This is a genomic window from Mesorhizobium sp. CNPSo 4684, assembly GCF_057784315.1.
On sequence record NZ_JBWLUX010000005.1, the window covers coordinates 16,051 to 37,728 of the forward strand.

General features: G+C 62.5%; 23 protein-coding genes and 1 tRNA gene. 8 read left to right on the forward strand and 16 right to left on the reverse strand.

Features of this window, described 5'->3' with window-relative positions; translation table 11 throughout:
• Entirely contained in the window at positions 1-744 is a 744-nt protein-coding gene (locus AC04SG_RS05720) for a DUF599 domain-containing protein (RefSeq protein WP_112561618.1), read from the forward strand.
• Here the strand turns inward: AC04SG_RS05720 and AC04SG_RS05725 are convergent.
• From AC04SG_RS05725 to AC04SG_RS05760, 8 genes are all read right to left on the reverse strand, one after another.
• Positions 693-1,487, reverse strand: a complete 795-nt coding sequence (locus AC04SG_RS05725) for a YdcF family protein (protein WP_488550253.1) — start codon at positions 1,485-1,487, stop codon at positions 693-695. The two genes, AC04SG_RS05720 and AC04SG_RS05725, sit on opposite strands and share 52 nt — an antisense overlap.
• A 7-nt stretch (positions 1,488-1,494) precedes the next feature.
• Complete coding sequence (locus AC04SG_RS05730) at positions 1,495-1,980, reverse strand: hypothetical protein (protein WP_488550254.1); 486 nt, start codon at positions 1,978-1,980, stop codon at positions 1,495-1,497.
• A gap of 46 nt (positions 1,981-2,026) precedes the next feature.
• A complete protein-coding gene (locus AC04SG_RS05735) occupies positions 2,027-3,592 on the reverse strand; it encodes an amidase (RefSeq protein ID WP_488550255.1) in 1,566 nt (521 codons plus the stop codon).
• Entirely contained in the window at positions 3,592-4,047 is a 456-nt protein-coding gene (locus AC04SG_RS05740) for a GNAT family N-acetyltransferase (protein ID WP_477232627.1), read from the reverse strand. Before AC04SG_RS05740 ends, AC04SG_RS05735 begins: the two co-directional genes overlap by 1 nt.
• A 7-nt stretch (positions 4,048-4,054) precedes the next feature.
• Positions 4,055-4,342: an Asp-tRNA(Asn)/Glu-tRNA(Gln) amidotransferase subunit GatC gene (gene gatC, locus AC04SG_RS05745; RefSeq protein WP_112561613.1), complete on the reverse strand. Its 288-nt coding sequence runs from the start codon at positions 4,340-4,342 to the stop codon at positions 4,055-4,057.
• Between the two features lie 70 nt (positions 4,343-4,412).
• Positions 4,413-5,228 carry a radical SAM protein gene (locus AC04SG_RS05750; RefSeq protein ID WP_488550256.1) on the reverse strand — a complete coding sequence of 272 codons (816 nt, stop codon included), beginning with the start codon at positions 5,226-5,228 and terminating at the stop codon, positions 4,413-4,415.
• Between the two features lie 158 nt (positions 5,229-5,386).
• Positions 5,387-5,803, reverse strand: coding sequence for a hypothetical protein (locus tag AC04SG_RS05755; RefSeq protein WP_112561611.1), 417 nt, complete (start codon positions 5,801-5,803; stop codon positions 5,387-5,389).
• 44 nt (positions 5,804-5,847) lie between these two features.
• A complete protein-coding gene (locus AC04SG_RS05760; protein ID WP_488550257.1) occupies positions 5,848-6,555 on the reverse strand; it encodes a metal-dependent hydrolase in 708 nt (235 codons plus the stop codon).
• Positions 6,556-6,689: 134 nt separating this feature from the next.
• On the opposite strand from AC04SG_RS05760, the gene ruvX reads away from it, so the two are divergent.
• Positions 6,690-7,196: a Holliday junction resolvase RuvX gene (gene ruvX / locus AC04SG_RS05765; RefSeq protein ID WP_112561609.1), complete on the forward strand. Its 507-nt coding sequence runs from the start codon at positions 6,690-6,692 to the stop codon at positions 7,194-7,196.
• Here ruvX and AC04SG_RS05770 read toward each other — a convergent pair.
• The 3 genes from AC04SG_RS05770 to AC04SG_RS05780 all read right to left on the reverse strand — a co-directional run bounded on the left by AC04SG_RS05770 (position 7,114) and on the right by AC04SG_RS05780 (position 9,851).
• Positions 7,114-7,455 carry a DUF6105 family protein gene (locus AC04SG_RS05770; RefSeq protein WP_488550258.1) on the reverse strand — a complete coding sequence of 114 codons (342 nt, stop codon included), beginning with the start codon at positions 7,453-7,455 and terminating at the stop codon, positions 7,114-7,116. The two genes, ruvX and AC04SG_RS05770, sit on opposite strands and share 83 nt — an antisense overlap.
• Positions 7,455-8,093 (reverse strand): hypothetical protein, encoded by a 639-nt coding sequence (locus AC04SG_RS05775; protein WP_488550259.1) that lies wholly within the window; start codon positions 8,091-8,093, stop codon positions 7,455-7,457. Before AC04SG_RS05775 ends, AC04SG_RS05770 begins: the two co-directional genes overlap by 1 nt.
• Before the next feature lie 129 nt (positions 8,094-8,222).
• On the reverse strand, positions 8,223-9,851 hold the full coding sequence (locus AC04SG_RS05780) for a DNA alkylation response protein (RefSeq protein ID WP_203278357.1): 1,629 nt from the start codon (positions 9,849-9,851) through the stop codon (positions 8,223-8,225).
• A gap of 158 nt (positions 9,852-10,009) precedes the next feature.
• Here AC04SG_RS05780 and AC04SG_RS05785 point away from each other — a divergent pair, with 158 nt between their 5' ends.
• From AC04SG_RS05785 to dprA, 4 genes are read left to right on the forward strand one after another with little or no spacing between them, the layout of a single operon-like run.
• Positions 10,010-10,975: an aspartate carbamoyltransferase catalytic subunit gene (locus tag AC04SG_RS05785; RefSeq protein ID WP_112395347.1), complete on the forward strand. Its 966-nt coding sequence runs from the start codon at positions 10,010-10,012 to the stop codon at positions 10,973-10,975.
• Positions 10,972-12,258 carry a dihydroorotase gene (locus AC04SG_RS05790; RefSeq protein WP_488550260.1) on the forward strand — a complete coding sequence of 429 codons (1,287 nt, stop codon included), beginning with the start codon at positions 10,972-10,974 and terminating at the stop codon, positions 12,256-12,258. The genes AC04SG_RS05785 and AC04SG_RS05790 overlap by 4 nt, the downstream gene beginning before the upstream one ends.
• A gap of 58 nt (positions 12,259-12,316) precedes the next feature.
• A complete protein-coding gene (gene plsY, locus AC04SG_RS05795; RefSeq protein WP_477232634.1) occupies positions 12,317-12,922 on the forward strand; it encodes a glycerol-3-phosphate 1-O-acyltransferase PlsY in 606 nt (201 codons plus the stop codon).
• A complete protein-coding gene (gene dprA / locus AC04SG_RS05800) occupies positions 12,919-14,055 on the forward strand; it encodes a DNA-processing protein DprA (protein ID WP_488550261.1) in 1,137 nt (378 codons plus the stop codon). Before plsY ends, dprA begins: the two co-directional genes overlap by 4 nt.
• 3 nt (positions 14,056-14,058) lie before the next feature.
• On the opposite strand, the gene AC04SG_RS05805 is transcribed toward dprA, so the two are convergent.
• Positions 14,059-15,201, reverse strand: coding sequence for a hypothetical protein (locus AC04SG_RS05805; protein ID WP_488550262.1), 1,143 nt, complete (start codon positions 15,199-15,201; stop codon positions 14,059-14,061).
• A 1,460-nt stretch (positions 15,202-16,661) separates the two neighbouring features.
• On the opposite strand from AC04SG_RS05805, the gene AC04SG_RS05810 reads away from it, so the two are divergent.
• Positions 16,662-16,943 (forward strand): GYD domain-containing protein, encoded by a 282-nt coding sequence (locus AC04SG_RS05810; RefSeq protein WP_488550263.1) that lies wholly within the window; start codon positions 16,662-16,664, stop codon positions 16,941-16,943.
• 91 nt (positions 16,944-17,034) lie between these two features.
• Here AC04SG_RS05810 and AC04SG_RS05815 read toward each other — a convergent pair whose 3' ends face one another.
• Together AC04SG_RS05815 and AC04SG_RS05820 are read right to left on the reverse strand one after the other, a co-directional pair.
• A complete protein-coding gene (locus AC04SG_RS05815) occupies positions 17,035-17,307 on the reverse strand; it encodes a hypothetical protein (RefSeq protein ID WP_488550264.1) in 273 nt (90 codons plus the stop codon).
• 105 nt (positions 17,308-17,412) lie between these two features.
• Positions 17,413-17,488: transfer RNA gene (locus AC04SG_RS05820), tRNA-Lys, on the reverse strand.
• A 323-nt stretch (positions 17,489-17,811) separates the two neighbouring features.
• Between AC04SG_RS05820 and AC04SG_RS05825 the strand changes: the two genes are divergently transcribed.
• Positions 17,812-18,255 (forward strand): BA14K family protein, encoded by a 444-nt coding sequence (locus AC04SG_RS05825; RefSeq protein WP_488550265.1) that lies wholly within the window; start codon positions 17,812-17,814, stop codon positions 18,253-18,255.
• 85 nt (positions 18,256-18,340) lie between these two features.
• Here the strand turns inward: AC04SG_RS05825 and glpK are convergent, their stop codons facing one another.
• Both glpK and AC04SG_RS05835 read right to left on the reverse strand, forming a co-directional pair.
• On the reverse strand, positions 18,341-19,834 hold the full coding sequence (gene glpK, locus AC04SG_RS05830; RefSeq protein ID WP_488550266.1) for a glycerol kinase GlpK: 1,494 nt from the start codon (positions 19,832-19,834) through the stop codon (positions 18,341-18,343).
• Between the two features lie 89 nt (positions 19,835-19,923).
• Positions 19,924-21,651 carry an ABC transporter substrate-binding protein gene (locus AC04SG_RS05835; protein ID WP_192253792.1) on the reverse strand — a complete coding sequence of 576 codons (1,728 nt, stop codon included), beginning with the start codon at positions 21,649-21,651 and terminating at the stop codon, positions 19,924-19,926.
• Positions 21,652-21,678 lie beyond the last annotated feature (27 nt).

Consider the following 21,678-nt stretch of genomic DNA (forward strand, 5'->3'; position numbering starts at 1 on the left):
ATGGGCGATTCCTTCCATCTTTCGACGGCCGATCTCGCGGCGCTGGCCTTCTTCCTCCTTGCATGGGTGCTGCATACGCTGGCGTCCGACGGGAAGCTTGTCAGCCGGGTGTCGCTGACGATGGCGATGAATGTGCAGCGCGAGGCCTGGATGCGCACCATGGCCGAGCGCGAGATCCGCATCGTCGACACCGCCATCATGAGCGGCCTGCAGCAAGGCACGGCCTTTTTCGCCTCGAGTTCGCTGATTGCGCTCGGCGGCTGCTTTGCGCTGCTCGGCGCCTCCGACCAGGTGCTTGCCGTGCTGAACGACCTGCCGCTGAACGCAACCTCATCGCGCTCGGCCTTTCAGATCAAGGTCTTCGGCCTAGTGCTGATCCTGGCCTTCGCCTTCTTCAAGTTCGGCTGGGCCTATCGTCTCTTCAATTACTGCACGATCCTGATCGGCGCGGTGCCGATCGCGCATGGCGAGGCCTCGCGCAACCCGGTCAGCGAAACGGCGGTGTGGCGCGCGGCGCGCATGAACATGTTGGCCGGCAAGCATTTCAACTCAGGCCTGCGCGCCGTGTTCTTCTCGATCGGCTATCTCGGCTGGTTCGTCGACCCGGTCGTGTTCGTTTTGTCAACGCTGCTGCTTCTGGCGGTTCTGGTGCGGCGCCAGTTCTTCTCGGCCGCCAGACAAGCAGTCATCGGTCAGCCGCCGGGGCCAGGGAAAAGCTGGTCGATCCGGCCCGACAGCCAATAGGCGGCAAGCCCGATCCATTCGCGGATCGCCGTGGTGGTCACGTCCAGCCCATCGCCGGGATTGCGGAACGGCCCGATGCCTTCTTTGCCCGAGGTGCGATGGTCGACCGGCCACGGAACCGTCGCAAAGCCGGCCTTGTCGAACAGCGCCTTGGCGCGCGGCATGTGGAAGGCCGAGGTCACCAGCAACCAGGTTTCACCGGGCTTCGGCGTCACCAACTCCCTGGTGAAGACGGCATTCTCGTAGGTGTTGCGAGATTTTTTCTCGAGGATCAGCCGATCGGCTGTCACGCCAAGGGCCGTGAGAAGGCGCGGCGCTGTCTCTGCATCGCCCTCGCCTGCGCGCATCAAATCAACGGGACCGCCGGAAATGACGACTTTCGCTGTCGGAAAACGCCGCGCCAGCACGGCCGCCTCGACCATGCGGTCGCCGCTGGCGTTCAGCTCGTACCCACCGCGCACGAAATTTATGGCGCCCTCCAGACTGCCGCCGAGCACGACGATACCGTCAACCTTTTGCGGCAGCGGCGGTCTTGGGAAACGCTCCTCCAGCGGATTGAGCATCATGGCGCCGAGCGGGGTCCAAGTCGAAAGCGCGAGAATGAGGAAGGCGAACACACTGCCTGTCGCCGCCAACCGCCGACGGCCGATCAGCGCCGCGAGCAAACCAGCCAGCAGCAGGAAGATCGCCAGATTGAGCGGCTGGACGAAGAACCAGAAGATCTTGGAGAGATAGAAGAACATTGCCTGCCTATCGCCAGCTCAAATTTTGACGGCCGATGAAGTGCTCAACCGCACTCGCCACAGCCTCGGCCTCGGGACGGCTCAACTCCCTGCCGAAAACAAGGACGCCATCCGCGTTGGTCAATCTGATGACTTCCGACAGTCCCGCTTCATCCGTCGGATAGGTATGGTCGAGGATCTCGACCTTAAGGTGCCCTTTCAAAGGCAATGACGAACGATTTTGCAAAGAACCCCTGATGTCGCGCATGGCGGCAGCGCTGGTCAGCCGCAGCGTTTCCTTGCCGAACACCAGCCAGATAAAATCCTTGCCGAGGAAATAGGTGAACAGGGCAATGATCGCCACGAACGACAGCAGGCCGAGAGTGCCGCTGGTGAGCGTTGCGGGCGACGTGTCTCTCAATCCCATATAGCCGGTGTAGGCTACGATCGCGGCCCCGATCAAGACAAAGCCTGTCCTGAAATCCGAGGTGCGTGGTGGGTTTGTGATCAGCAATTGGTCTCCCGTCTCGACGATGGAAATGCGAGACTGGGGCGGCATGCTACCACCACTTCTCCGGCTGGAAGGTTCCCGCCCCCTGCTCGATGACGGCAGCCGTCTGGAATAGGGTTTCCTCATCGAAGGGACGGCCGATCAGCTGCAAGCCGAGCGGCAGGCCCTTGGCGTCGAGGCCGGCTGGTACCGCGATGCCCGGCAGGCCGGCCATGTTCACGGTCACCGTGAAAATGTCGTTGAGATACATCTTCACCGGATCGGCGGCCATGTCCTCGTCGGCGATGCCAAAGGCGGCGGACGGTGTTGCTGGCGTCAGGATGACGTCGACGCCGGCGGCAAAGACGGTCTCGAAGTCGCGCTTGATCAGATTGCGCACCTTCTGCGCCTGCAAATAGTATGCGTCGTAATAGCCGGCCGACAGCACATAGGTGCCGATCATGATGCGGCGCTTGACCTCGCGGCCGAAACCGGCGGCGCGGGTCTTTTCATACATGTCGACGATGTCCTTGCCCGGCACGCGCAGGCCGTAGCGGACACCGTCATAGCGGGCGAGGTTGGACGACGCTTCGGCCGGCGCGACGATATAATAAGCCGGCAAAGCATATTTGGTGTGCGGCAGTGAAATGTCGACGATCTCGGCGCCGGCGTCCTTCAGCCAGGCAATGCCCTTCTGCCACAGCGCCTCGATCTCTTCCGGCATGCCGTCGACGCGGTATTCCCTGGGAATGCCGACCTTCATGCCCTTGATCGGCTTGCCGATCGCCGCCTCGTAATCCGGCACCGGACGGTCGACCGAGGTGGTGTCCTTGGGGTCGACCGAAGCCATCGACTTCAACAGGATCGCGGCGTCGCGCACGTCGCGGGCGATCGGGCCGGCCTGGTCGAGCGACGAGGCGAAAGCGACGATGCCCCAGCGCGAGCAGCGGCCATAGGTCGGCTTGATGCCGACCGTACCGGTGAAGGCGGCGGGCTGGCGGATCGACCCGCCCGTGTCGGTGGCCGTGGCGCCGGCGCACAGGAAGGCCGAAACGGCCGAAGCCGAGCCGCCCGACGAACCGCCCGGCACGAGCTGCGCGTTGTCCAAAGTGCGTGCGGTCTTGGTGCCGCCGGCCGAAACGAAACCGCCATCGCCCTGATGTGTGGTCGGCATCACCACCGTGTCGAGGCGCGAGCGCCGCCACGGATTGACGACCGGGCCGTAATAGGAGGTCTCGTTGGACGAGCCCATGGCGAACTCGTCCATGTTGAGCTTGCCCAGCATGACGGCGCCGTCGGCCCACAGATTGGATGTGACGGTAGATTCGTAGCGCGGCTTGAAACCGTCCAGCACATGGCTGCAGGCCTGGGTGTGGACGCCCTCGGTGCCGAACAGGTCCTTGATGCCGAGCGGGATGCCCTCCAGCGCACCGCCCTCGCCCTTGGCCAGCCTGGCGTCGGAGGCCTTGGCCATATCGCGCGCCTTGTCGCCGGTGACGACGATGTAGGCGTTGAGCACCGGATTGGCGCGCTCGATGGCCGAGAGATAGGCCTCGGTGATCTCGGCGGCGGAAATCTCCTTGCCGCGCAGCTTGGCGCGGGCCTGCGAAATCGTCAGATGGGTCAGTTCGCTCATCAAAGGCTCTTTTCGTAAAACACCGACCACTCGGAATCGGGATAATCCAGCACCGGACCGCAGCGCGAGAAGCCGGCGCGTTCGTAGACGGTCCATGCCGCGGGATGGCGGTCGCCGGTTTCCAGCACCAGGCGCTTCAATCCTTCCTGACGCGCCAGCGTCTCGACCCGCTCGACGATTTTGGCGCCGATCTTCCTGCCGCGATGCGAGGGCCGCGTATACATGCGCTTCACCTCGCCGACGGTCGCATCATGGCGCTTCAGCGCGCCACAGCCGATGGCCTGCCCGTCGTCGCGGGCTATGAAGACGGTGGTGTCTGCGCCGGCCATCTGCTCGACCGTCAGGTGATAACAGTGCTCCGGCGGCGTCAGTTCGAGCAGCGTCGCGTTGAGCTCCTCGACCAAAGCGCGGACATCGTCCTGCAACGGCGTTTCGATGGCGATCTCGATTGCCATCGGCCGCCTACTCCACGACCTTCGGCACGAGGAAGAAATTCTCTTCGGTGGCCGGCGCGTTGGCGACGATGTCGGCGGCTTTGTTGCCGTCGGTGACGATGTCTTCGCGCTTCTTCATCTCCATCGGCGTCACCGAGGTCATTGGCTCGACCCCAGAGACATCGACCTCGTTCAGCTGCTCGACGAAGCCCAGAATGGCGTTCAACTCGCCGGTCATGCGCTCGGCATCCTCCTCGCTCACCGCAATGCGGGCGAGACGAGCGACGCGCTTCACTGTCTGCAGATCAACGGACATGTCTTTAGCCTTTGGGAAAACCAGATGGCGCTATAGCGGCGCGGCGCGTGCCGCGCAACATCGATCGTGCTCAGGGCTGCGCTGCAGTGCCGGCCCGGGCCTTGCTCTGACGCAGCGGAAGCGGCAATTCGAACAGCCGCTCCTTCGCCGGACACATACCGCAGGCGGCCTCATCCTCTAGCGCGGCAAAGTCTTTCAGCTCGGCGTTGGAGCAATCCGGATCGAGGGGCTGATAGGCGAGATAGCCATCCCATTTGTCGGAAAGCCGGTATTTTGCCTTCTGCATCGGCAGATAGGCCAAGGGAGCACATTTCCAGATGCGCCCATCGAGAAGCTGCTTGCAGTGACGAGCCGGACAGGCCTCCCAGCTGGCGCGCGGGTCGCCATCCTCGAACGGCACCATCGTGTCGCCAAAACCTTCGTAGCGCCGGGTCCAGTTCTTGTGCGCTGGACGCACTCTGGCGACGAATCCGTGTTCCTGCCGCCATTGCTCCAGCAAGGCGAAGACCGGTTTCAACCGGTCGCGGTACTCTTCGGAATCATGATGCACGGATATGACAAGGCGGGCGTCTGGGTCCGCCGCAAGGATGGTTGGCAGCGTCGGGTGGCGATGCAGGAAGAAGCCGTTCGAGACGATCTCGATCTGTGTCTGCGGCCAATGCCGCCGCACCAGACCGACAAATTGCGGCAAGTGCGGATGGATGGTGGGTTCGCCGCCAAGCAGGGAAAACCGGGTGACCGAGACGCGCCGGCTCCACAGCCCCATCCAGCGGCCGGCATCCTCAACTGAAACCGTGCCGGAATGGGCATGGTTGGAATAGTGCGAGCAGCTTTCGCAGGCCAGATTGCAACCATGTGCGACGTGCAGTTCAAGCTTCCGGAACACCGGCTGCTCTCCCCGCAAAAGCAATCCCATCCGTTTCAGCATAGGGTCACGCTAGCATGCGGATGTGTGCGGTGCATCTGCCGCCGACGGCAAATTTCAGCTCTTTGTTTTACGCAATTCCCAAGGGAAAACCGCTCCACACTTTTCCTGGAATTGCTCTAAGGCAGGGACACGCCTTCGCACAGGTAATAGCTGCCGCCATTGCCGGCCTGCTCGCCTTCGTCGGCGGTCGGGCGCACCGAGACGATGTCGATTTGCGTCGCGTTCATCTGCGTGATCGAAAGCACGTCGGGAAAAAGAAAGCCCGGCTCCTGGCAGATGGCGGTGACCGCCCAGCTCGGCGAGCCCGTCGCCTTGGTGACCTGGACGAACTCGCAATTGTACTCGACGCTTTGCAGTCCGTCCGCCGACAGGATGACATTGCCGGCGTCGATCAGCGTCTGCAGCGTGTCCTTTTTGGCTTGGGCACAAAGCTCCTGGGTTTGGAGATAGACGCCCTTGATGAAGTCCTCGGCGGCCGATGCGGGTGACGCCGCAACCAGCATCGACACGCAAAGAGTCCTTCTCAAACCCATGGTTTCATTCCCTTTTGCGACAAGGGATCGTCCAAACGATCGCTCTACAGTGTGATCGTTTGGCCGATTGCTGGCAAGGCCACGTCAACACCCGATCCTTCGAGGCCCGCAACGAACTTTTCCGCCGTTGGGTCGATGATCGGGAACGTGCCGAAGTGACAGGGCACGACCGTGTCGAAGTGGAAGAAGCGCCGGCAGGCAAGGGCCGCCACCGCACCGCCCATGGTGAAGCGGTCGCCGACCGGCACGATGCCGATCTTCGGCTCGTGCAATTCGTTGATCAGCGCCATGTCGGAGAAGATGTCGGTGTCGCCCATGTGGTAGAGCGTCTTGTCTTCCGGAAAATGCAGGACCAGCCCGCCGGGATTGCCGAGATAGACGTTCTGGCCACCATCGAGGCCAAACGACGAGGAATGCAGCGCCTGCACGAAGGTGGTGGTGAAGGCGCCGCAATCGACGGTGCCGCCGAGATTGCCGGGGTTGATCTTGTTGCCGTCGACGCCCTTGCCGACCAGGTACATGCAGATCTCGAAATTGGCGACCAGCTGGGCGCCGCTCTTCTTCAGCACCTCCACCGCGCCGCTGACATGGTCACTGTGGCCGTGGGTCAAAAGCACATGGGTGACGCCCTCCGCCGGCCCCTCCCAGCCGCCCGTCCATGACGGATTGCCGATGAGATAGGGGTCGATCAGGATGGTCGCACCTGATGTCTCGATGCGAAAGGCCGAATGGCCGTACCAGGTCAATTTCATCAATCGTTTTCCTCGATTTTGGTTGCGCCGGAAGATAGAACGCCGGCTGCGAAATTAAAGTGACATAGTGTGCTCCTGGTTCAAAAGAACGTGTCAGGGGCTTTGTCACGGTAAAACTGGTTTGGGGAAAGCCGTTGGGCATCATAGCGATTGAGGATCTGCCGGCACGCCTGGAAGGCGGCAGGACGCTGGCCGGGCTAGATCTCGGCGACAAGACGATCGGCGTCGCCGTTTCCGACCGGGGCTTGTCCTTCGCCCATCCGCGCCCGGTGATCCTGCGCAAGAAGTTTTCGCTGGATGCGGCGGCGCTGCTTGCCCAACTGCAGAAGGACAATATCGGCGCGTTCGTGCTCGGCCTTCCCATCAACATGGACGGGTCGGAAGGTCCCCGCGCCCAGAAATCGCGCGCCTTCGTGCGCAACATGGCAGGCGTGACCGACCTGCCTTTCGTGCTGTGGGACGAGCGGCTGTCGACGGTCGCCGCCGAGCGGACGTTGATCGAAATGGATTTCTCGCGCGCCAAGCGCGCCGGCAAGATCGATTCGGCGGCCGCCGCCTTTATTCTGCAGGGAGCTTTAGATCGACTCCAGTCGCTTGGCTCATCCGATCGGACGGAACCGGACTTCCCATCTGGCGCCTGATCCAGGCGGCGATGTTGCGGCGGCGCCGGAACGCCCACAATGCCATCAACAGGAATCCGTCAAAGACGCAGGCTCTTGCCACCATGCCCGGAATGATTGCCGGGTCGATGCCCAGCATCTGGCCGTAGAGCTGGAACACGACGTCGTGCAGCTGCCGGCTGAGCATGACGTAGCCGAAATTGATGTCGTTGAGCGACAGGAAGAACCAGCCCCAGAACAGAGCAAGTGGGGCGGCCCACAATGCGAACAGCGTGCGCATCAGTGACCGTCCCTGCGGCTGGAGCCGCCTCTATGGCCACCATCTTTGGGACCGCCATCCCTGTGACCGCCATCCCTGGGACCGCCATCCCTGGGACCAATGTCCGGCCGGCCGGAAATGCGCGACAGCAAGGAGCCGTGCGCGGCGCCTTGTGCCATAGCGTGCGCAGTGGCGAGGCTCTCGGCCTCGCGCGAAACTGCGACGGCCAAAACCGACCTCCGCTCGGCATGCATGGCGACGTAAGAGGCCAGAAGTGCCGCCAGTTGCACGGCCACAACCATGAACAGGCCGTTGATGCCTTGCGCGGCGCCGCCGATCAGGATTAGCGACAGGACGGCGGATGCGGAAATAAAGGCGGTCCGCGCCACGCTATCGGCTCCTTCGGGGCTCGCTGCGGCGTTAACCAAACTCTCGACGAAGACCCAGCAAAACAACACCGCGACGACCAGCAGCGCAATGGCCAGCGGCGCCACGACGGCAGCGTTGTCGAGATCGATCATACGGGTGTTTTCCACGACGACGCCGAGCACCGCCAGAGCGCCCGCAACGCCGCGGTTTCCATCCATGCAGATGAACGCCAGCAGGGCGAAAACCACTGCCCAGTGCAAGGCCAGAAAAGAGGTCAAAATGGCACGCATGGCATTCCTGCTTTGGTGACAAAGACAGTGGGCTTTGCGGCCCGCCGCTGCAACGGAAACCATTTGTTAAGGTTAACGTCCATCCACAGGCCGCGGTAAATTCGCGGTGACAGGCTGTGCAGCCGGGCCTCAGTTGACCGGCGGATAGAGCGTGTCGATAATCATGCGCGCGTCATGGCGTGAATCGAGCATGCCATAGGTGTTGCGCCACTGACCGGCGAGCCGCGTCTCGACAAAGGCATCGGCAATCCGCCCTGCCCCCAGCCGGCGCAATTCCGCCGCTGCCGCCGACAGCGCCAGCTGCTCGGTGAGCAGGCGGGCCGACCCCTCATCGGTGCCTGCGACCTGCATGGCGGCCTTGAGCACGCCGATGGTGCCGCGTCCGCCGGCGCCGAGATCGCGATCGATGCCGGCCAGCACCTCCTCGAACAGGCCGGGCGCGCGGCCAAGCACGCGCAGCACGTCGAGTGCCATGACATTGCCGGAGCCCTCCCAGATCGCGTTGACCGGGGCTTCACGATAGTAACGGGCGAGCGGCGCTTCCTCGACATAGCCATTGCCGCCGAGGCATTCCATCGCCTCGTAGAGCAGCGGCGGCGCGATCTTGCAGACCCAGTATTTGACCACTGGCGTCATGGCGCGGGCAAAAGCCGCCTCGCCGCGGTCGCTGGCCGCCTCGTCGAAAGAACGCGCCAGCCGGAACGAGAGCGCTGTGGCGGCGGCGACATCGAGCGCCATGTCGGCCAGCACACGCTGCATCAGCGGCTGTTCGATCAATGTCGAGCCAAACACCTGGCGGTGGCGGGTATGATGGACGGCTTCGGCCAAGCCGGCGCGCATGATCGCCGACGAGGCGACAGCGCAGTCGAGCCGGGTCAAGGTGACCATGTCCATGATCGTCTTCACCCCGGCGCCGGGCTCGCCGACCATCTCGCCGATGGCATTGACGAACTCCACTTCCGAGGAGGCGTTGGAACGGTTGCCGAGCTTGTCCTTCAGCCGCTGGAAACGGAAGCCGTTGCCGGAGCCGTCGCCGAGAATGCGCGGGACGAGAAAGCAGGAAAGCCCTTCCGGCGCCTGTCCGAGCACGAGGAAAGCATCCGACATCGGCGCCGACATGAACCATTTGTGGCCGGTGAGACGATAAAAACCGCTGCCGGCGCGCTCGGCCCTTGTGGTGTTGGCGCGCACGTCGGTGCCACCCTGCTTTTCGGTCATGCCCATGCCGAGCGTCAGCCCGGTCTTTTCGACCGGCGGCTTCTGGCTCTGGTCGTATTTGCGCGTCGTCACGCGCGGCGCCCATTCGCGAAACAGCTTTGGGCTGGCCATCAACGCGGCCAGCGAAGCGCTGGTCATGGTGATGGGGCACAGGTGCCCGGTTTCGAGCTCGGCTGTCAGGTAGAAACGCGCGGCGCGGACCTGATGGCGGCGGCCGATCTCGCTGTCGCCGTTCTCCCAGATCGAGGAATGCAGGCCGCCGGCGACCGAGCGCCGCATCAACGCATGATAGGCCGGGTGGAACTCGACCTGGTCGATGCGCCGGCCCTGGCGGTCATGCGTGCGGAGCTTGGGCGTCTCGACATTGGCAAGACGCGCCAGCTCCTGCGCTTCCTGTGTCAGGACGAAGCGGCCAAGCCCGTCGAGATCCTTGCGGACCGGATCGGAAAAGCGTTCGGCGAGCTGGATCAGCAACGGATCGCCCCGCCAGGCGTTGCCGCCCGTTAGCGGCGGCGGCTGGTTGGTCACGTCGTCGGTCACGCACTGTCCTTATGTTACGAAGGCTTCGAATCCGAAGCCATCGGCTAGATATAGCCCAAGCTTGCCGGAGCGCGCGACGAAAATACCGGGGAGAAAGGCCGCAATCCCAAGCTGGCGCTTGCGGCAAGGAATTCTCCCCCCTATAGCAGCGCCTTGAGATGACCGACGCTTCGTCCCTGCCGCTTTATCCTCATCGCCATCTTCTGGGCATCCGCGATCTTTCCCCCGCCGATATCGAGCTTTTGCTCGACCGGGCCGATCGCGCCGTCGCCATTTCCCGGCAATCCGAGAAAAAGACCTCGACGCTGCGCGGCCGCACCCAGATCAACCTCTTTTACGAAGCCTCGACCCGCACGCAATCGTCGTTCGAGCTGGCCGGTAAACGGCTTGGCGCCGACGTCATGAACATGTCGGTGGCGAGTTCTTCGGTGAAGAAGGGCGAAACGCTGATCGACACGGCGATGACGCTGAACGCCATGCGCCCTGACATCCTCATCATCCGCCACCAGTCGGCGGGCGCCGCCGCGCTTCTGGCACAGAAAGTCGGCTGTTCGGTGGTCAATGCGGGCGACGGCGCACATGAGCACCCGACGCAGGCGCTGCTCGACGCGCTGACCATCCGCCGCGCCAAGGGGCCGCTGTCGAAGCTGATCGTGGCGATCTGCGGCGACATCCTGCATTCGCGCGTGGCGCGCTCCAACATCATGCTCTTGAACGCGCTCGGCGCGCAGGTGCGGGTCGTGGCGCCGTCCACGCTGTTGCCGTCCGGCATCGAGAAAATGGGTGTCATCGTCTCGCGCTCGATGGCTGAAGGGCTGAAAGGCGCCGACGTGGTGATGATGCTGCGCCTGCAGCGCGAGCGCATGGAAGGCGCCTTCGTGCCGTCGGTGCGCGAATATTTCCGCTATTTCGGCCTCGATGCCGAAAAGCTGAAGGCGGCCAAGGATGGCGCACTGGTCATGCATCCCGGACCGATGAACCGCGGCGTCGAGATCGCGTCCGAAATCGCTGACGGCCCGCAAAGTGTCATCCAGGAACAGGTCGAAATGGGTGTCGCCGTGCGCATGGCGGTGATGGAAGCGCTGCTTGATCCCCGCCGCAACGCAGAGGGCCGTGGCGCATGAGCACGACGGTCTTTGAGCGCGCCCGTATCGTCGACCCGTCGCGGGGCATCGATGAAGTCGGCACCGTCATCGTCGAGGGCCGCAAGATCGTTGCTGCCGGCAAGGCTGCCCTGAACCAGGGGGTGCCGGCGGGAGCCACAGTCGTCGACTGCGCCGGCAAGACGATTATCCCCGGCCTGATCGATGCGCGCGTCTTCATCGGCGAGCCCGGTGGCGAACACCGCGAGACGATTGCATCGGCAAGCGTTGCGGCGGCGGCCGGCGGCGTCACCTCCGTCATCATGATGCCCGACACCGACCCGGTGATCGACAATGTCGCGCTGGTCGAATTCGTGCTGCGCACCGCCAGGGACACCGCAATCGTCAATATCTTCCCGGCGGCGGCGATCACCAAGGGCCTTGCCGGTCGCGAAATGACCGAGTTCGGCCTGCTGCGCGAGGCCGGCGCGGTCGCCTTCACTGACGGCCGGCATACAATATCCAGCGCGCTGGTGATGCGCCGGGCACTGACCTATGCCCGCGATTTCGGCGGCGTCATCGCGCATGAGACGCAGGATGGCGATCTCGCCTCGGCAGGCGTGATGAATGAAGGCCTCTATGCCAGCTGGCTCGGCCTTGCCGGCATTCCACGCGAGGCCGAGTCCATCCCGCTGGAACGCGACCTGGCCCTGGCGCGGCTGACGCACGGCGCCTATCACGCGGCCAAGATTTCGACGGAAATGGCAGCGCAAGCCGTGAGGCGGGCGAAAGCCGACCAGGCCAATGTCACGGCAGGCGTCGCGATCCACAATCTGTCACTCAACGAGAACGATGTCGGGGAATACCGCACCTTCTTCCGGCTGACGCCGCCGCTGCGCGCCGAGGAGGACCGGCTGGCGATGATCGAAGCGGTGAAGGATGGCACGATCGACATCATCGTCTCCTCGCACGACCCGCAGGATGTCGACACCAAGCGCCTGCCCTTCGCCGATGCCGCTGCCGGCGCCATCGGGCTGGAGACGTTGCTGGGCGCAGCACTGCGGCTCTACCACAATGGCGATGTGCCGCTGCTCAGGTTGATCGAGACGCTGTCCACGGCACCGGCGAAACTGTTCGGCCTGCCCGGCGGCACGCTGAAGCCGGGCGCTCCGGCTGATCTTGCAGTCGTCGACCTCGAAGAGCCCTGGATCGTCAGCGAAAGCGGCATCCGTTCGCGCTCGAAAAACACCTGTTTCGAAGGTGCGCGGCTGCAAGGCATGGTCTTGCAAACGCTGGTGACGGGCCGCACAGTGTTTTCGACCTAGAGTGATTGCGGCACGTCGCGCGTCGATCTGCTGCCAGGGAAATGCGGGGGGGGAAACAATGAGTTACAACGTCATCCTGGCATTGCTGTTCGGCTATCTCCTGGGTTCGATTCCCTTCGGCCTGCTGATCACCCGCGCCGCCGGTCTCGGCGACGTGCGCAAGATCGGCTCCGGCAATATCGGCGCCACCAATGTGCTGCGCACCGGCAATAAGGGCCTGGCCGCCGCGACGCTGGTGCTCGACGCGCTGAAGGGCACGGCGGCGGTGATGATCGCGCGCCATTATGGGCACGACTTCGGACCGTGGGCTGGGCTTGGACTCTGGGCAGGCCTCGGCGCCTTCCTTGGCCATCTGTTTCCCGTCTGGCTTGGTTTCAAGGGCGGCAAGGGCGTGGCGACCTATCTCGGCGTGCTGATCGCGCTCGGCTGGCATGTGGCGTTGATCTTCATCGTCGTCTGGCTGGTGATGGCTTTCGTCTTCCGCTACTCGTCGCTGGCGGCGCTGACGGCAGCGGTCATCGTGCCGATTGCGCTGTATTTCCTGAGCACGCCTGAGGTCGCCGGGCTGTTCGTGGTGATGAGCCTGATCGTCATTGTAAAACACCGCGCCAACATTTCGCGCCTGCTTGCCGGCACTGAAGGCAAGATTGGAGCCAAGGGATGAGCAAGCCTGCCGCCGGGCCGCGCCTCAGCGACCGGCAGCGGCTGAGCTGGCTGCGGCTGATCCGCACGCAAAATGTCGGCCCGGCCTCGTTTCGCGAATTGATCAACCGCTTCGGCTCGGCCGAGACAGCGCTCGAGATGCTGCCCGAGCTGATGATTTCGGGCGGCGCCAGAAAAACCGTCCGCATTCCCTCCATCGCCGAGGCCGAAGCGGAACTGGAGGCGGCCGGCGAGAACGGCGCCCGCTTCGTCGGCATTGGTGAGGCCGACTATCCGCCGATGCTCAAGAATATGGACAATCCGCCGCCGCTGATTGCCATGAAAGGCGAAGCCGCGGTGTTCCGCCTGCCGGCGGTCGCCATTGTCGGCGCCCGCAACGCATCGCTCGCCGGGATCAAGATGGCGCGCATGCTGGCGGCGGATCTTGGCCGCGACGGCTACGCCATTGTCTCGGGCCTGGCGCGCGGCATCGACACGGCGGCACATCAGGGCAGTCTCTCGACAGGCACGATCGGGGTGCTGGCCGGCGGGCTCGACGTCCCCTACCCGCCCGAAAATATCGGCCTATGCAACGACATCGCCGAACGTGGCGGTGCCGTTATTTCGGAGATGCCGTTCGGCTGGCAGCCGCGGGCGCAGGATTTTCCGCGCCGCAACCGGCTTGTCGCGGGTGCGGCCCTCGGACTGGTGGTGATCGAGGCGGCGCAACGCTCCGGCTCGCTGATCAGCGCGCGCCTGGCCGGCGAAATGGGCCGGCTGGTCTTTGCCGTGCCGGGTTCACCGCTCGATCCGCGTTGCGCCGGCTCAAACGGCCTGCTCAAGGATGGCGCCACCCTGGTCACCGAGGCATCCGATGTTTCCGGCGCGATCGCGCCCTTGGCCGGCACGCGGTCGCCCATGGCGGCGTCCTCGGAAAAGGCGCCCGACTTTTCGGCAACGCCGCCGCCCGGCGAGGACGAGCGCAGCGGCGTGCTCGAAGTGTTGGGGCCGACTCCGGTGGCGGTGGATGAAATCATCCGCCACACCGGCCTCAACGCCGCCCAGGTGTCGATGGTGCTGCTTGAACTCGACCTTGCCGGCCGCATCGAGCGCCACGCCGGCGGCAGTGTCTCGCTCGTGTTCGGCGGCTCCTGACGGCTAGCGGAACAGATACCGCGACACCTCCGGATTGCCACGGCGCCACATCACATTGTCCAGAAAATAATGATGCACGTTGATGAAGATCAGCACGATGAAGAAGAACAGCGATGATCCCAGGACTTGCCTGTCATAGGGGATCAAAGCCGTCAGCGCGGACGGGATCAGCCAGAAGCCGAGATAGCCAAGGGCGGTGCCGCCGACGATAAAGCCGAGGAGCCGGAACCTGTAGAGTGGGCCTAGAAAGGACAGGACCTTCGGCTGCGGATCGCTTTCGGCATCGGAGCTGTCACGCTCGACGTTCGTCTGGTAGCGCCAGACCACGGCGAGATACTGCAGCGAGTGGAGCGCTGGTACGATGAGCAGCCAGAGCGGGTTTATTCTGGCAATCAGGATCCAGAGATAGAGCGACGCGACATAGGCCACCAGGCCGTTATAGGGCAGACCGCCGCCGTTCTTTCGCCAGCGATTGACCAACATCAAAAGCGTGGCCGCCGTCGACGCTACGGCCGCCAGCAGGGCAATGTCGGCAATCCAGGAAGGGGCGGCGAATGTGTAATAGTCCAGCCCGTAATATTTGCCCTGGGTGACCGCGGTGTTGGTCTGCAGCCACGCCAGGATCCACACGGCATAGGAGTTGACCAGCAGCACCTTCTTGTCGCGGTCGTCGAAGAATTTGCGCTTGAGCACCGCATCCACCATCAGCATGCCGTAGCCCTGCTTGACGTAGTGCCAGCCGACAAAAAAGAACATGGCGTTGGTTGCATAGCCGAGCAGCCGCGTGTTCGCCGCCCCCGCGCCATAGGCGAAGAACCCGGTCATGACCAGAGGCACGACAATGCCCGCAAAGATGTAGCGGAGTTGCAGGCTCCGGTCGTAGCCGTCGCCGGACACCTTGCGCGTGAAATTGCGATAGAAAAGCTGGTAGGAGTGGGCGAAGTGGGGATAGTTCACGAGATAGGCCACGAAGACCATCGTTGCGGCTACCGGACCCTCATACTCGAGCGGAACGAGAAACAGCACCGGCAGGATGAGAAAAGCGCTGCCGCCCAGCATCAGGAAATCGGCGACCGGGCCGAAGAGATATTTCTGAGGTGTCCCCGCCTTAGGAGCTACAGCATCCGCCGAAAGCTGAAGTGCCATGTTCGAACCCTCCCCTGGAAGGCCCGAGTTTAGCCAGCGGCGGGTGTGGCGACAAGGTTGGAGCTGCGCCCGCGCCGATGCAGTCCGCAAGGTCGTCTTGTGATTTTGCGAGTAGAAATGGCGAGCGTGAGGGGGGTCGAACCCATGACCTGCTGATTAAAAGTCAGGGCCTCAACACTAAAACGAATGCAAGCACTACGACGCGACGCCGCGAGCGGCAAGGCGATCACTCGCCTGCCATCGGCCAGCTGTGACGATATCCGGGAGCCAAAGGCAGGGCTCAAGCGGCTCGCAGCGGACGACAGGGACGCTGCCGACACATTCAGGCGGGTTGAAGGTGCCCGACCGAGCGCTCGCGCATCCTCAACACCAGCAGGCGCGTGGCTGCGAATGGCGCCATAGCGATAAACGCCATCGTGACACCGACGAAAACCGACAAGACACAAATCCCGCCGGGGACGGAGCAAACTGTTTCCATGACGTACCCCTTTTCACCGTTGACCTGGTGGCCCCCTCCGCGCGCCTGCAAAGGATGATCTCACTTCAGGGGAAATACAAGCATGTTCTAATAGACACGAGCCGCAAGAGGTTCTCAGGAGATCAGATGAGCCTTCTTCGTCCCGGATCAAAGCCAAAAAAGCGCACCCAACAGCGGCTGCTTCGAGGCTGCGAGGCGCAGCAGCCGACTCATACAGCGCTCTGGCGGGCTAAAGGAACCTAATTCTACGCTCAATCGTTCAATCAGGGTATGGCGCCAATCGGGTGTGCGCATGAACCCTCGTGACAAGGCTATTTCTCCGTTTGAGGAGGAACAACACCAGGTCCAACTCGCAAAGAGCGCGCGCCTCCGAGAGCTTCGATCTCATGCGTCTTGGCTGGCCTTCGACCCTCATGCCCAGTTTCATGATGAGATAGACCTCTCAGCCATTTTTGAGGAAAACGCGTCGCGCCCACGCTTATAGGGCGACGTACGTCCCAGGGACTTCAGTCGTAATTGAGTCATTCCTAATATGCCTATAGCTTAGGCAGTGCGGGGGACCCCCGAATTCCAAACCCGCAATGGCCGGTGCGCCTGCTTGCCCAAGCAACCCCCCGCACCGGCCATTCCTACTGGGATTGAGGAGCTATCGCCTCGAGGCGATGGAAGGAGACGGAGGGAAGGTCCTGCGGCTGAGCAGCGCCGAAAACGATCTGAGTTAACGTCACATGTCGATTGGTGAAAATGCGGAATGTCCAATCGACGATTTCGGAACCAAAACGGTAACGTCAGACCTTAATCCAACAGCAGAAGCCCGCTACTGGGTGCTCAGCACGGGCTATGTACCCCGCAAAGGAACCGACCCTTGTATCGATAAAACTGAATATTCGGCAGATCACAAGGTCTGCCGATTATCGAGGGAGGATGTCATATGCCAACGTTCATAGTCACAGGGTCCTATTCAGCCACCGCAGCGAGTGGAATGATTGACAATCCGACGAACCGAGAAAAGGCGGCCCGTGCCATCTTTGAAGCAGCAGGCGGGAAACTGCATTCTTTCTACGTCACGACGGGTGAAACTGACTGGATGGCAATCACGGAATTCGGCGACGGTGCTGACCTGATCCCCGCACTTCTCGTCGTCGGCGCATCGGGAGCAGTATCGAATATCAAAACCGTGCGAGCATACACGGGCGCAGAGTTCAAGGCGGCCCAAGAGAAGGCGGGAAAAATCGCTTCTTCCTACAAATCCCCGGCAAAATAAGCAGACCACACTGGTGCGCCATCAGGGGCCGGCAAGGCCTGTAATTTATCACGCTGCTAAATTTGGCCCGCTGCCTGGGTGGCGGGCTTTTTCAATGGGCGAGCAGGCCGGCGGCCCGTCCTATCTCAATGATTGCCAAGATCACGCTTGCTGCCGTTACAAGTGCCGCCATCCATCGTTCGAAACTGGCAAGACGTCTCGCGGTCACGATCTGTTGGCCGTCCCAATAAAGCTCTCCCGTGCTTTCGTGGACACCCAGCAAAGACACGCCGTTGAGGCTGATGGCTTTGACACCGGCCGGCCATTCCGGTGGTGAGGGCTCAACGACGTGCCGATACTGCCGGATTCTATCCCAATCGATCATCTCACCCCCTGCTTGGAATTTTTGTTAGCCGCTGGTTAGCCCCTGTGGAAAACCGGTCCGATCGTTTCGTATCGAGACCATATGCATTTGATTTTGCTTGCATTTTGGTGAGCGCGATGGGATTCGAACCCATGACCTACTGATTAAAAGTCAGTTGCTCTACCGGCTGAGCTACGCGCTCCCGCGGGCTCTAAAGGCCGCCCTCGAAATTGCGCGGAACATAGGGAGAGTGCCGCGAACGGTCAACCGGAAAAAGATGGCTCGTTCACCGAGGTTTCTGCCCTCGCCTGACGCGCCGCAAATTGCCACTCACGCGACGCCCAGCGAGCTACCCCGCAACGAGGTCGCCGCTTCTAATCTGCGGGTGCGTGAAATGGACTTCTCTTTCGAGCTGAATGAAGAAACATTACAAATCAGTAACTTATCCTTTTTGGCGGAACCTTAGGACTGTCGATCCGTTTTTTCCTCACAGGGACGTCAACCACCCTTTCAAGGGAGAAGATCATGAACAAGATCGCAACGGGTTTGCTGGCGACCACACTGTCAGTTTCATTCGCTGCTGCAGCGATCGTGCCGGCCGATGCCGCGCAGATATTCGTACCGCAAGCACCGTCGGCTCCCAATGTGCAGGCGGTCGACTATCAGCCGTGGATGAGGCACCGCAACTTCCGCGTCAGCCGGAGTGATGGCATGTACTGGAACGGCCATCGCGGCTATCGCGAATACCGCAGGGGCTATCGCCGTCATGGCGACTATTGGTTCCCGCTGGCTGCGTTCGCCACGGGCGCCCTGATCACAGGCGCGATCGTCAACAGCCAGAACAACCGTGTCTACCGGGGCAATTCGCATGTCCAGTGGTGCTATGACCGCTACCGGTCCTATCGCGCGTCGGACAATACGTTCCAGCCCTATAACGGGCCGCGCCAGCAGTGTTATTCGCCCTACTGACGAGTCCTGGGTAAAATTCTGAGTATGGGAGGCTATTGGAACCCGCGCCGGCAACGGCGCGCGGGTTTCGTCTTTGGGCGCGAAGTCAGGGCGTGCTTAAGGTCCGGCGCACCGCATCGCGCCAGCCCGCCAGTTTTGCCGAGCGGACGGCGGCGTCCATATCCGGCTTGAAGCGGCGCTCAAGCGCCCAGCTCCTGGAAAAATCCTTCGCCTTCGGCCACACGCCCGCCTTCGAGCCGGCGAGCCATGCGGCGCCTAGCGCCGTCGTCTCCAGAATGGTCGGGCGGTCGACCGGCGCATCGAGAATGTCGGCCAGTCGCTGCATCGTCCAGTCGGAGGCCACCATGCCGCCGTCGACGCGAAGCACGGTTTTCGCCGAAGCCCCTTTCCAGTCCTTGCGCATGGCGTCGAGCAGATCGCGCGTCTGGTAGGCGACGGATTCGAGCGCGGCGCGGGCGAACTCCGCCGGGCCTGAATTACGGGTCAGGCCGAAGATCGCGCCACGCGCCTCGGCGTCCCAGTGCGGCGCGCCCAGCCCGACGAAAGCCGGCACCAGATAGACATTCTGCGTGGGATCTGCCTCGGCAGCCAGCACACCGCTGTGCTCGGCCTTGCCGATTACTTTGATCCCGTCGCGCAGCCATTGCACGGCAGCACCGGCGATGAAGATCGAGCCTTCCAGCGCATAGGTGGTCTTGCCGTTCAGCCGGTAGGCGATGGTGGTCAACAGCCGGTTCTTCGAGCGCACCAGATCGGCGCCCGTGTTGAGCAGCGCGAAGCAGCCGGTGCCGTAAGTGGATTTCATCATGCCCGGCTCGAAACAGGCCTGGCCGATGGTCGCAGCGTGTTGGTCACCCGCCACGCCGAGGATCTTTATCCCGGCGCCAAACAGGCTTTTCTCCGTCACGCCGTAGTCGTCGGCGCAATCCTTGACCTGCGGCAGCATCGCGACCGGGATGCGCAGGATGGAGAGCAGCTCGTCGTCCCAGACATTTTTCTCGATGTTGTAGACCAGCGTGCGCGAGGCGTTGGTGGCGTCGGTTGCGTGAACCTTGCCGCCGGTCAGCCGCCAGATCAAAAAACTGTCGATGGTGCCGGCGAGCAGTTCGCCCTTTTCGGCGCGTTTTCTGGCGCCTTTTACCTTGTCCAGCATCCAGGCGATCTTGGTGCCGGAGAAATAGGGATCGAGCAGCAGGCCGGTTTTTTTGGTGAATGTCTTTTCCAGCCCCTGCTTCTTCAGCTTCTGGCAGAGCGGCGCGGTGCGCCTGTCCTGCCAGACGATGGCGTTGTGGATCGGCTTGCCCGTCGCCTTGTCCCAGATCACGACGGTTTCGCGCTGGTTGGTGATGCCGATCGCCGCCACATCGGACGCCTCGCGGCCGGCGGCCTTCAGCGCGCCTTTGACCGTGGCGACGACGGTTGCCCAGATGTCCTCCGGGTCGTGCTCGACCCAGCCGGAGGCCGGGTAATGCTGGGTGAATTCCTGCTGCTTGCTGCCGGCAACCTTCATCTCACCGTCGAACAGGATCGCCCTGGTCGATGTCGTGCCCTGGTCGATCGCAAGGATGTATCCGGTCATTAGTCCTCCCGGTAGCTCGCTTATACAAACAGGGGAGACGGCACGATGCCGCCTCCCCGTTCACTATGATCCTGGCGCGTACGCCAAGACTACTTCTGCCAGCTCTTCACCAGTTCGTCGTAGTTGATGGTGATCGGCTTTTCCTTCTCGTTCTCGATCTTCAACTGAGGCGCGAGATTGCCCTTCTTGACCGCGTCGGCGTTCCAGTAGGCGAGGTCATGCTCTTCGGCCATCTTCGGGCCGATATCGCCCTGGACGCCCGACTTCTCGATGCGGGTCATGACCTTTTCCTGCTCGGCGCAGAGCGAGTCCATGGCTTCCTGCGCCGTCTTGGCGCCGGACGAAGCATCGCCGATCGCCTGCCACCAAAGCTGTGCCAGCTTCGGATAGTCAGGCACGTTGGTGCCGGTCGGCGACCACTGGACGCGGGCCGGCGAGCGGTAGAACTCGATCAGGCCGCCGAGCTTCGGAGCGCGTTCGGTGAAGCTCTTGTCGTGGATCGTGCTCTCGCGGATGAAGGTGAGACCAACGTGGCTCTTCTTCACGTCGACCGTCTTCGAGGTCACGAACTGCGCGTAGAGCCAGGCGGCCTTGGCGCGGTCGGTCGGCGTCGACTTCATCAGCGTCCAGGAACCCACGTCCTGATAGCCGAGCTTCATGCCGTCCTTCCAGTAGACGCCGTGCGGCGACGGGGCCATGCGCCACTTCGGCGTGCCGTCGTCGTTCATCACCGCCTTTGCGCCGGCGTCGACCATCGAAGCGGTGAAGGCGGTGTACCAGAAGATCTGCTGGGCAACCGCACCCTGCGCCGGAACCGGGCCGGATTCGGAGAAGGTCATGCCCTGTGCCTCAGCCGGAGCGTAGGCCTTCAGCCAGTCGAGGTACTTCTGGATCGAGTAGACGGCAGCCGGGCCATTGGTGTCGCCGCCGCGCGCCGTGCAGGAGCCGACAGGACGCGAATTCTCGTCGACCTTGATGCCCCATTCGTCGACCGGCAGACCGTTCGGGATACCCTTGTCGCCATTGCCGGCCATGGACAGCCAGGCGTCGGTGAACCGCCAGCCGAGTGACGGATCCTTCTTGCCGTAGTCCATGTGGCCATAGACCTTCTTGCCGTCGATCTCGCGGCCGGTGAAGAACTCGGCGATGTCTTCATAGGCCGACCAGTTGACGGGAACGCCGAGGTCGTAGCCGTACTTGGCCTTGAAGTCGGCCTTGTTTTTCTCGTCGTTGAACCAGTCGTAACGGAACCAGTAGAGGTTGGCGAACTGCTGGTCGGGCAGCTGATAGAGCTTCTTGTCCGGCGCAGTGGTGAAGGAGGTGCCGATGAAATCCTTCAGGTCGAGGTTCGGGTTGGTGACATCCTTGCCGTCGCCCGCCATCCAGTCGGTCAGGTTGCGCACCTGCTGGTAGCGCCAGTGGGTGCCGATCAGGTCGGAATCGTTGACCCAGCCGTCATAGAGGTTCTGACCTGTCTGCATCTGGGTCTGAATCTTCTCGACGACGTCGCCTTCCTGGATGGTATCATGCGTCACCTTGATGCCGGTGATCGCCGAAAAGGCCGGCGCCAGCACCTGCGATTCATAGGAATGGGTGGCGATGGTTTCGGAGACGACCTTGATGTCCATGCCGGCGAAAGGCTTCGCGGCATCGATGAACCACTGCATTTCGGCTTCCTGGTCGGCGCGCGAAAGCGTCGACAGCGGGCCGATTTCCTTATCCAGGAACGCTTTTGCCTCGTCCATTCCGGCGTAGGCGTTGCCTGCCCCGAGCAACAGGACAAGGGCGGTTGTTGATGTTAAAAATTGCCGTCGCATAGGTTTCCTCCACATTTAGGTTTCAAG

What these genes read in the sequence shown, in the direction of transcription:
- AC04SG_RS05740 (WP_477232627.1), bottom strand. Translation starts at nt 4,047, where the DNA reads ATGGCAATCGAGATCGCCATCGAAACGCCGTTGCAGGACGATGTCCGC.
- gatC (WP_112561613.1), bottom strand. Translation starts at nt 4,342, where the DNA reads ATGTCCGTTGATCTGCAGACAGTGAAGCGCGTCGCTCGTCTCGCCCGC.
- AC04SG_RS05755 (WP_112561611.1), bottom strand. Translation starts at nt 5,803, where the DNA reads ATGGGTTTGAGAAGGACTCTTTGCGTGTCGATGCTGGTTGCGGCGTCA.
- glpK (WP_488550266.1), bottom strand. Translation starts at nt 19,834, where the DNA reads ATGACCGGATACATCCTTGCGATCGACCAGGGCACGACATCGACCAGG.
- AC04SG_RS05825 (WP_488550265.1), top strand. Translation starts at nt 17,812, where the DNA reads ATGAACAAGATCGCAACGGGTTTGCTGGCGACCACACTGTCAGTTTCA.
- AC04SG_RS05790 (WP_488550260.1), top strand. Translation starts at nt 10,972, where the DNA reads ATGAGCACGACGGTCTTTGAGCGCGCCCGTATCGTCGACCCGTCGCGG.
- AC04SG_RS05775 (WP_488550259.1), bottom strand. Translation starts at nt 8,093, where the DNA reads ATGCGTGCCATTTTGACCTCTTTTCTGGCCTTGCACTGGGCAGTGGTT.
- AC04SG_RS05805 (WP_488550262.1), bottom strand. Translation starts at nt 15,201, where the DNA reads ATGGCACTTCAGCTTTCGGCGGATGCTGTAGCTCCTAAGGCGGGGACA.
- AC04SG_RS05720 (WP_112561618.1), top strand. Translation starts at nt 1, where the DNA reads ATGGGCGATTCCTTCCATCTTTCGACGGCCGATCTCGCGGCGCTGGCC.
- AC04SG_RS05785 (WP_112395347.1), top strand. Translation starts at nt 10,010, where the DNA reads ATGACCGACGCTTCGTCCCTGCCGCTTTATCCTCATCGCCATCTTCTG.
- AC04SG_RS05810 (WP_488550263.1), top strand. Translation starts at nt 16,662, where the DNA reads ATGATTGACAATCCGACGAACCGAGAAAAGGCGGCCCGTGCCATCTTT.
- AC04SG_RS05835 (WP_192253792.1), bottom strand. Translation starts at nt 21,651, where the DNA reads ATGCGACGGCAATTTTTAACATCAACAACCGCCCTTGTCCTGTTGCTC.
- dprA (WP_488550261.1), top strand. Translation starts at nt 12,919, where the DNA reads ATGAGCAAGCCTGCCGCCGGGCCGCGCCTCAGCGACCGGCAGCGGCTG.
- AC04SG_RS05770 (WP_488550258.1), bottom strand. Translation starts at nt 7,455, where the DNA reads ATGCGCACGCTGTTCGCATTGTGGGCCGCCCCACTTGCTCTGTTCTGG.
- AC04SG_RS05725 (WP_488550253.1), bottom strand. Translation starts at nt 1,487, where the DNA reads ATGTTCTTCTATCTCTCCAAGATCTTCTGGTTCTTCGTCCAGCCGCTC.
- AC04SG_RS05735 (WP_488550255.1), bottom strand. Translation starts at nt 3,592, where the DNA reads ATGAGCGAACTGACCCATCTGACGATTTCGCAGGCCCGCGCCAAGCTG.
- plsY (WP_477232634.1), top strand. Translation starts at nt 12,317, where the DNA reads ATGAGTTACAACGTCATCCTGGCATTGCTGTTCGGCTATCTCCTGGGT.
- AC04SG_RS05760 (WP_488550257.1), bottom strand. Translation starts at nt 6,555, where the DNA reads ATGAAATTGACCTGGTACGGCCATTCGGCCTTTCGCATCGAGACATCA.
- AC04SG_RS05815 (WP_488550264.1), bottom strand. Translation starts at nt 17,307, where the DNA reads ATGATCGATTGGGATAGAATCCGGCAGTATCGGCACGTCGTTGAGCCC.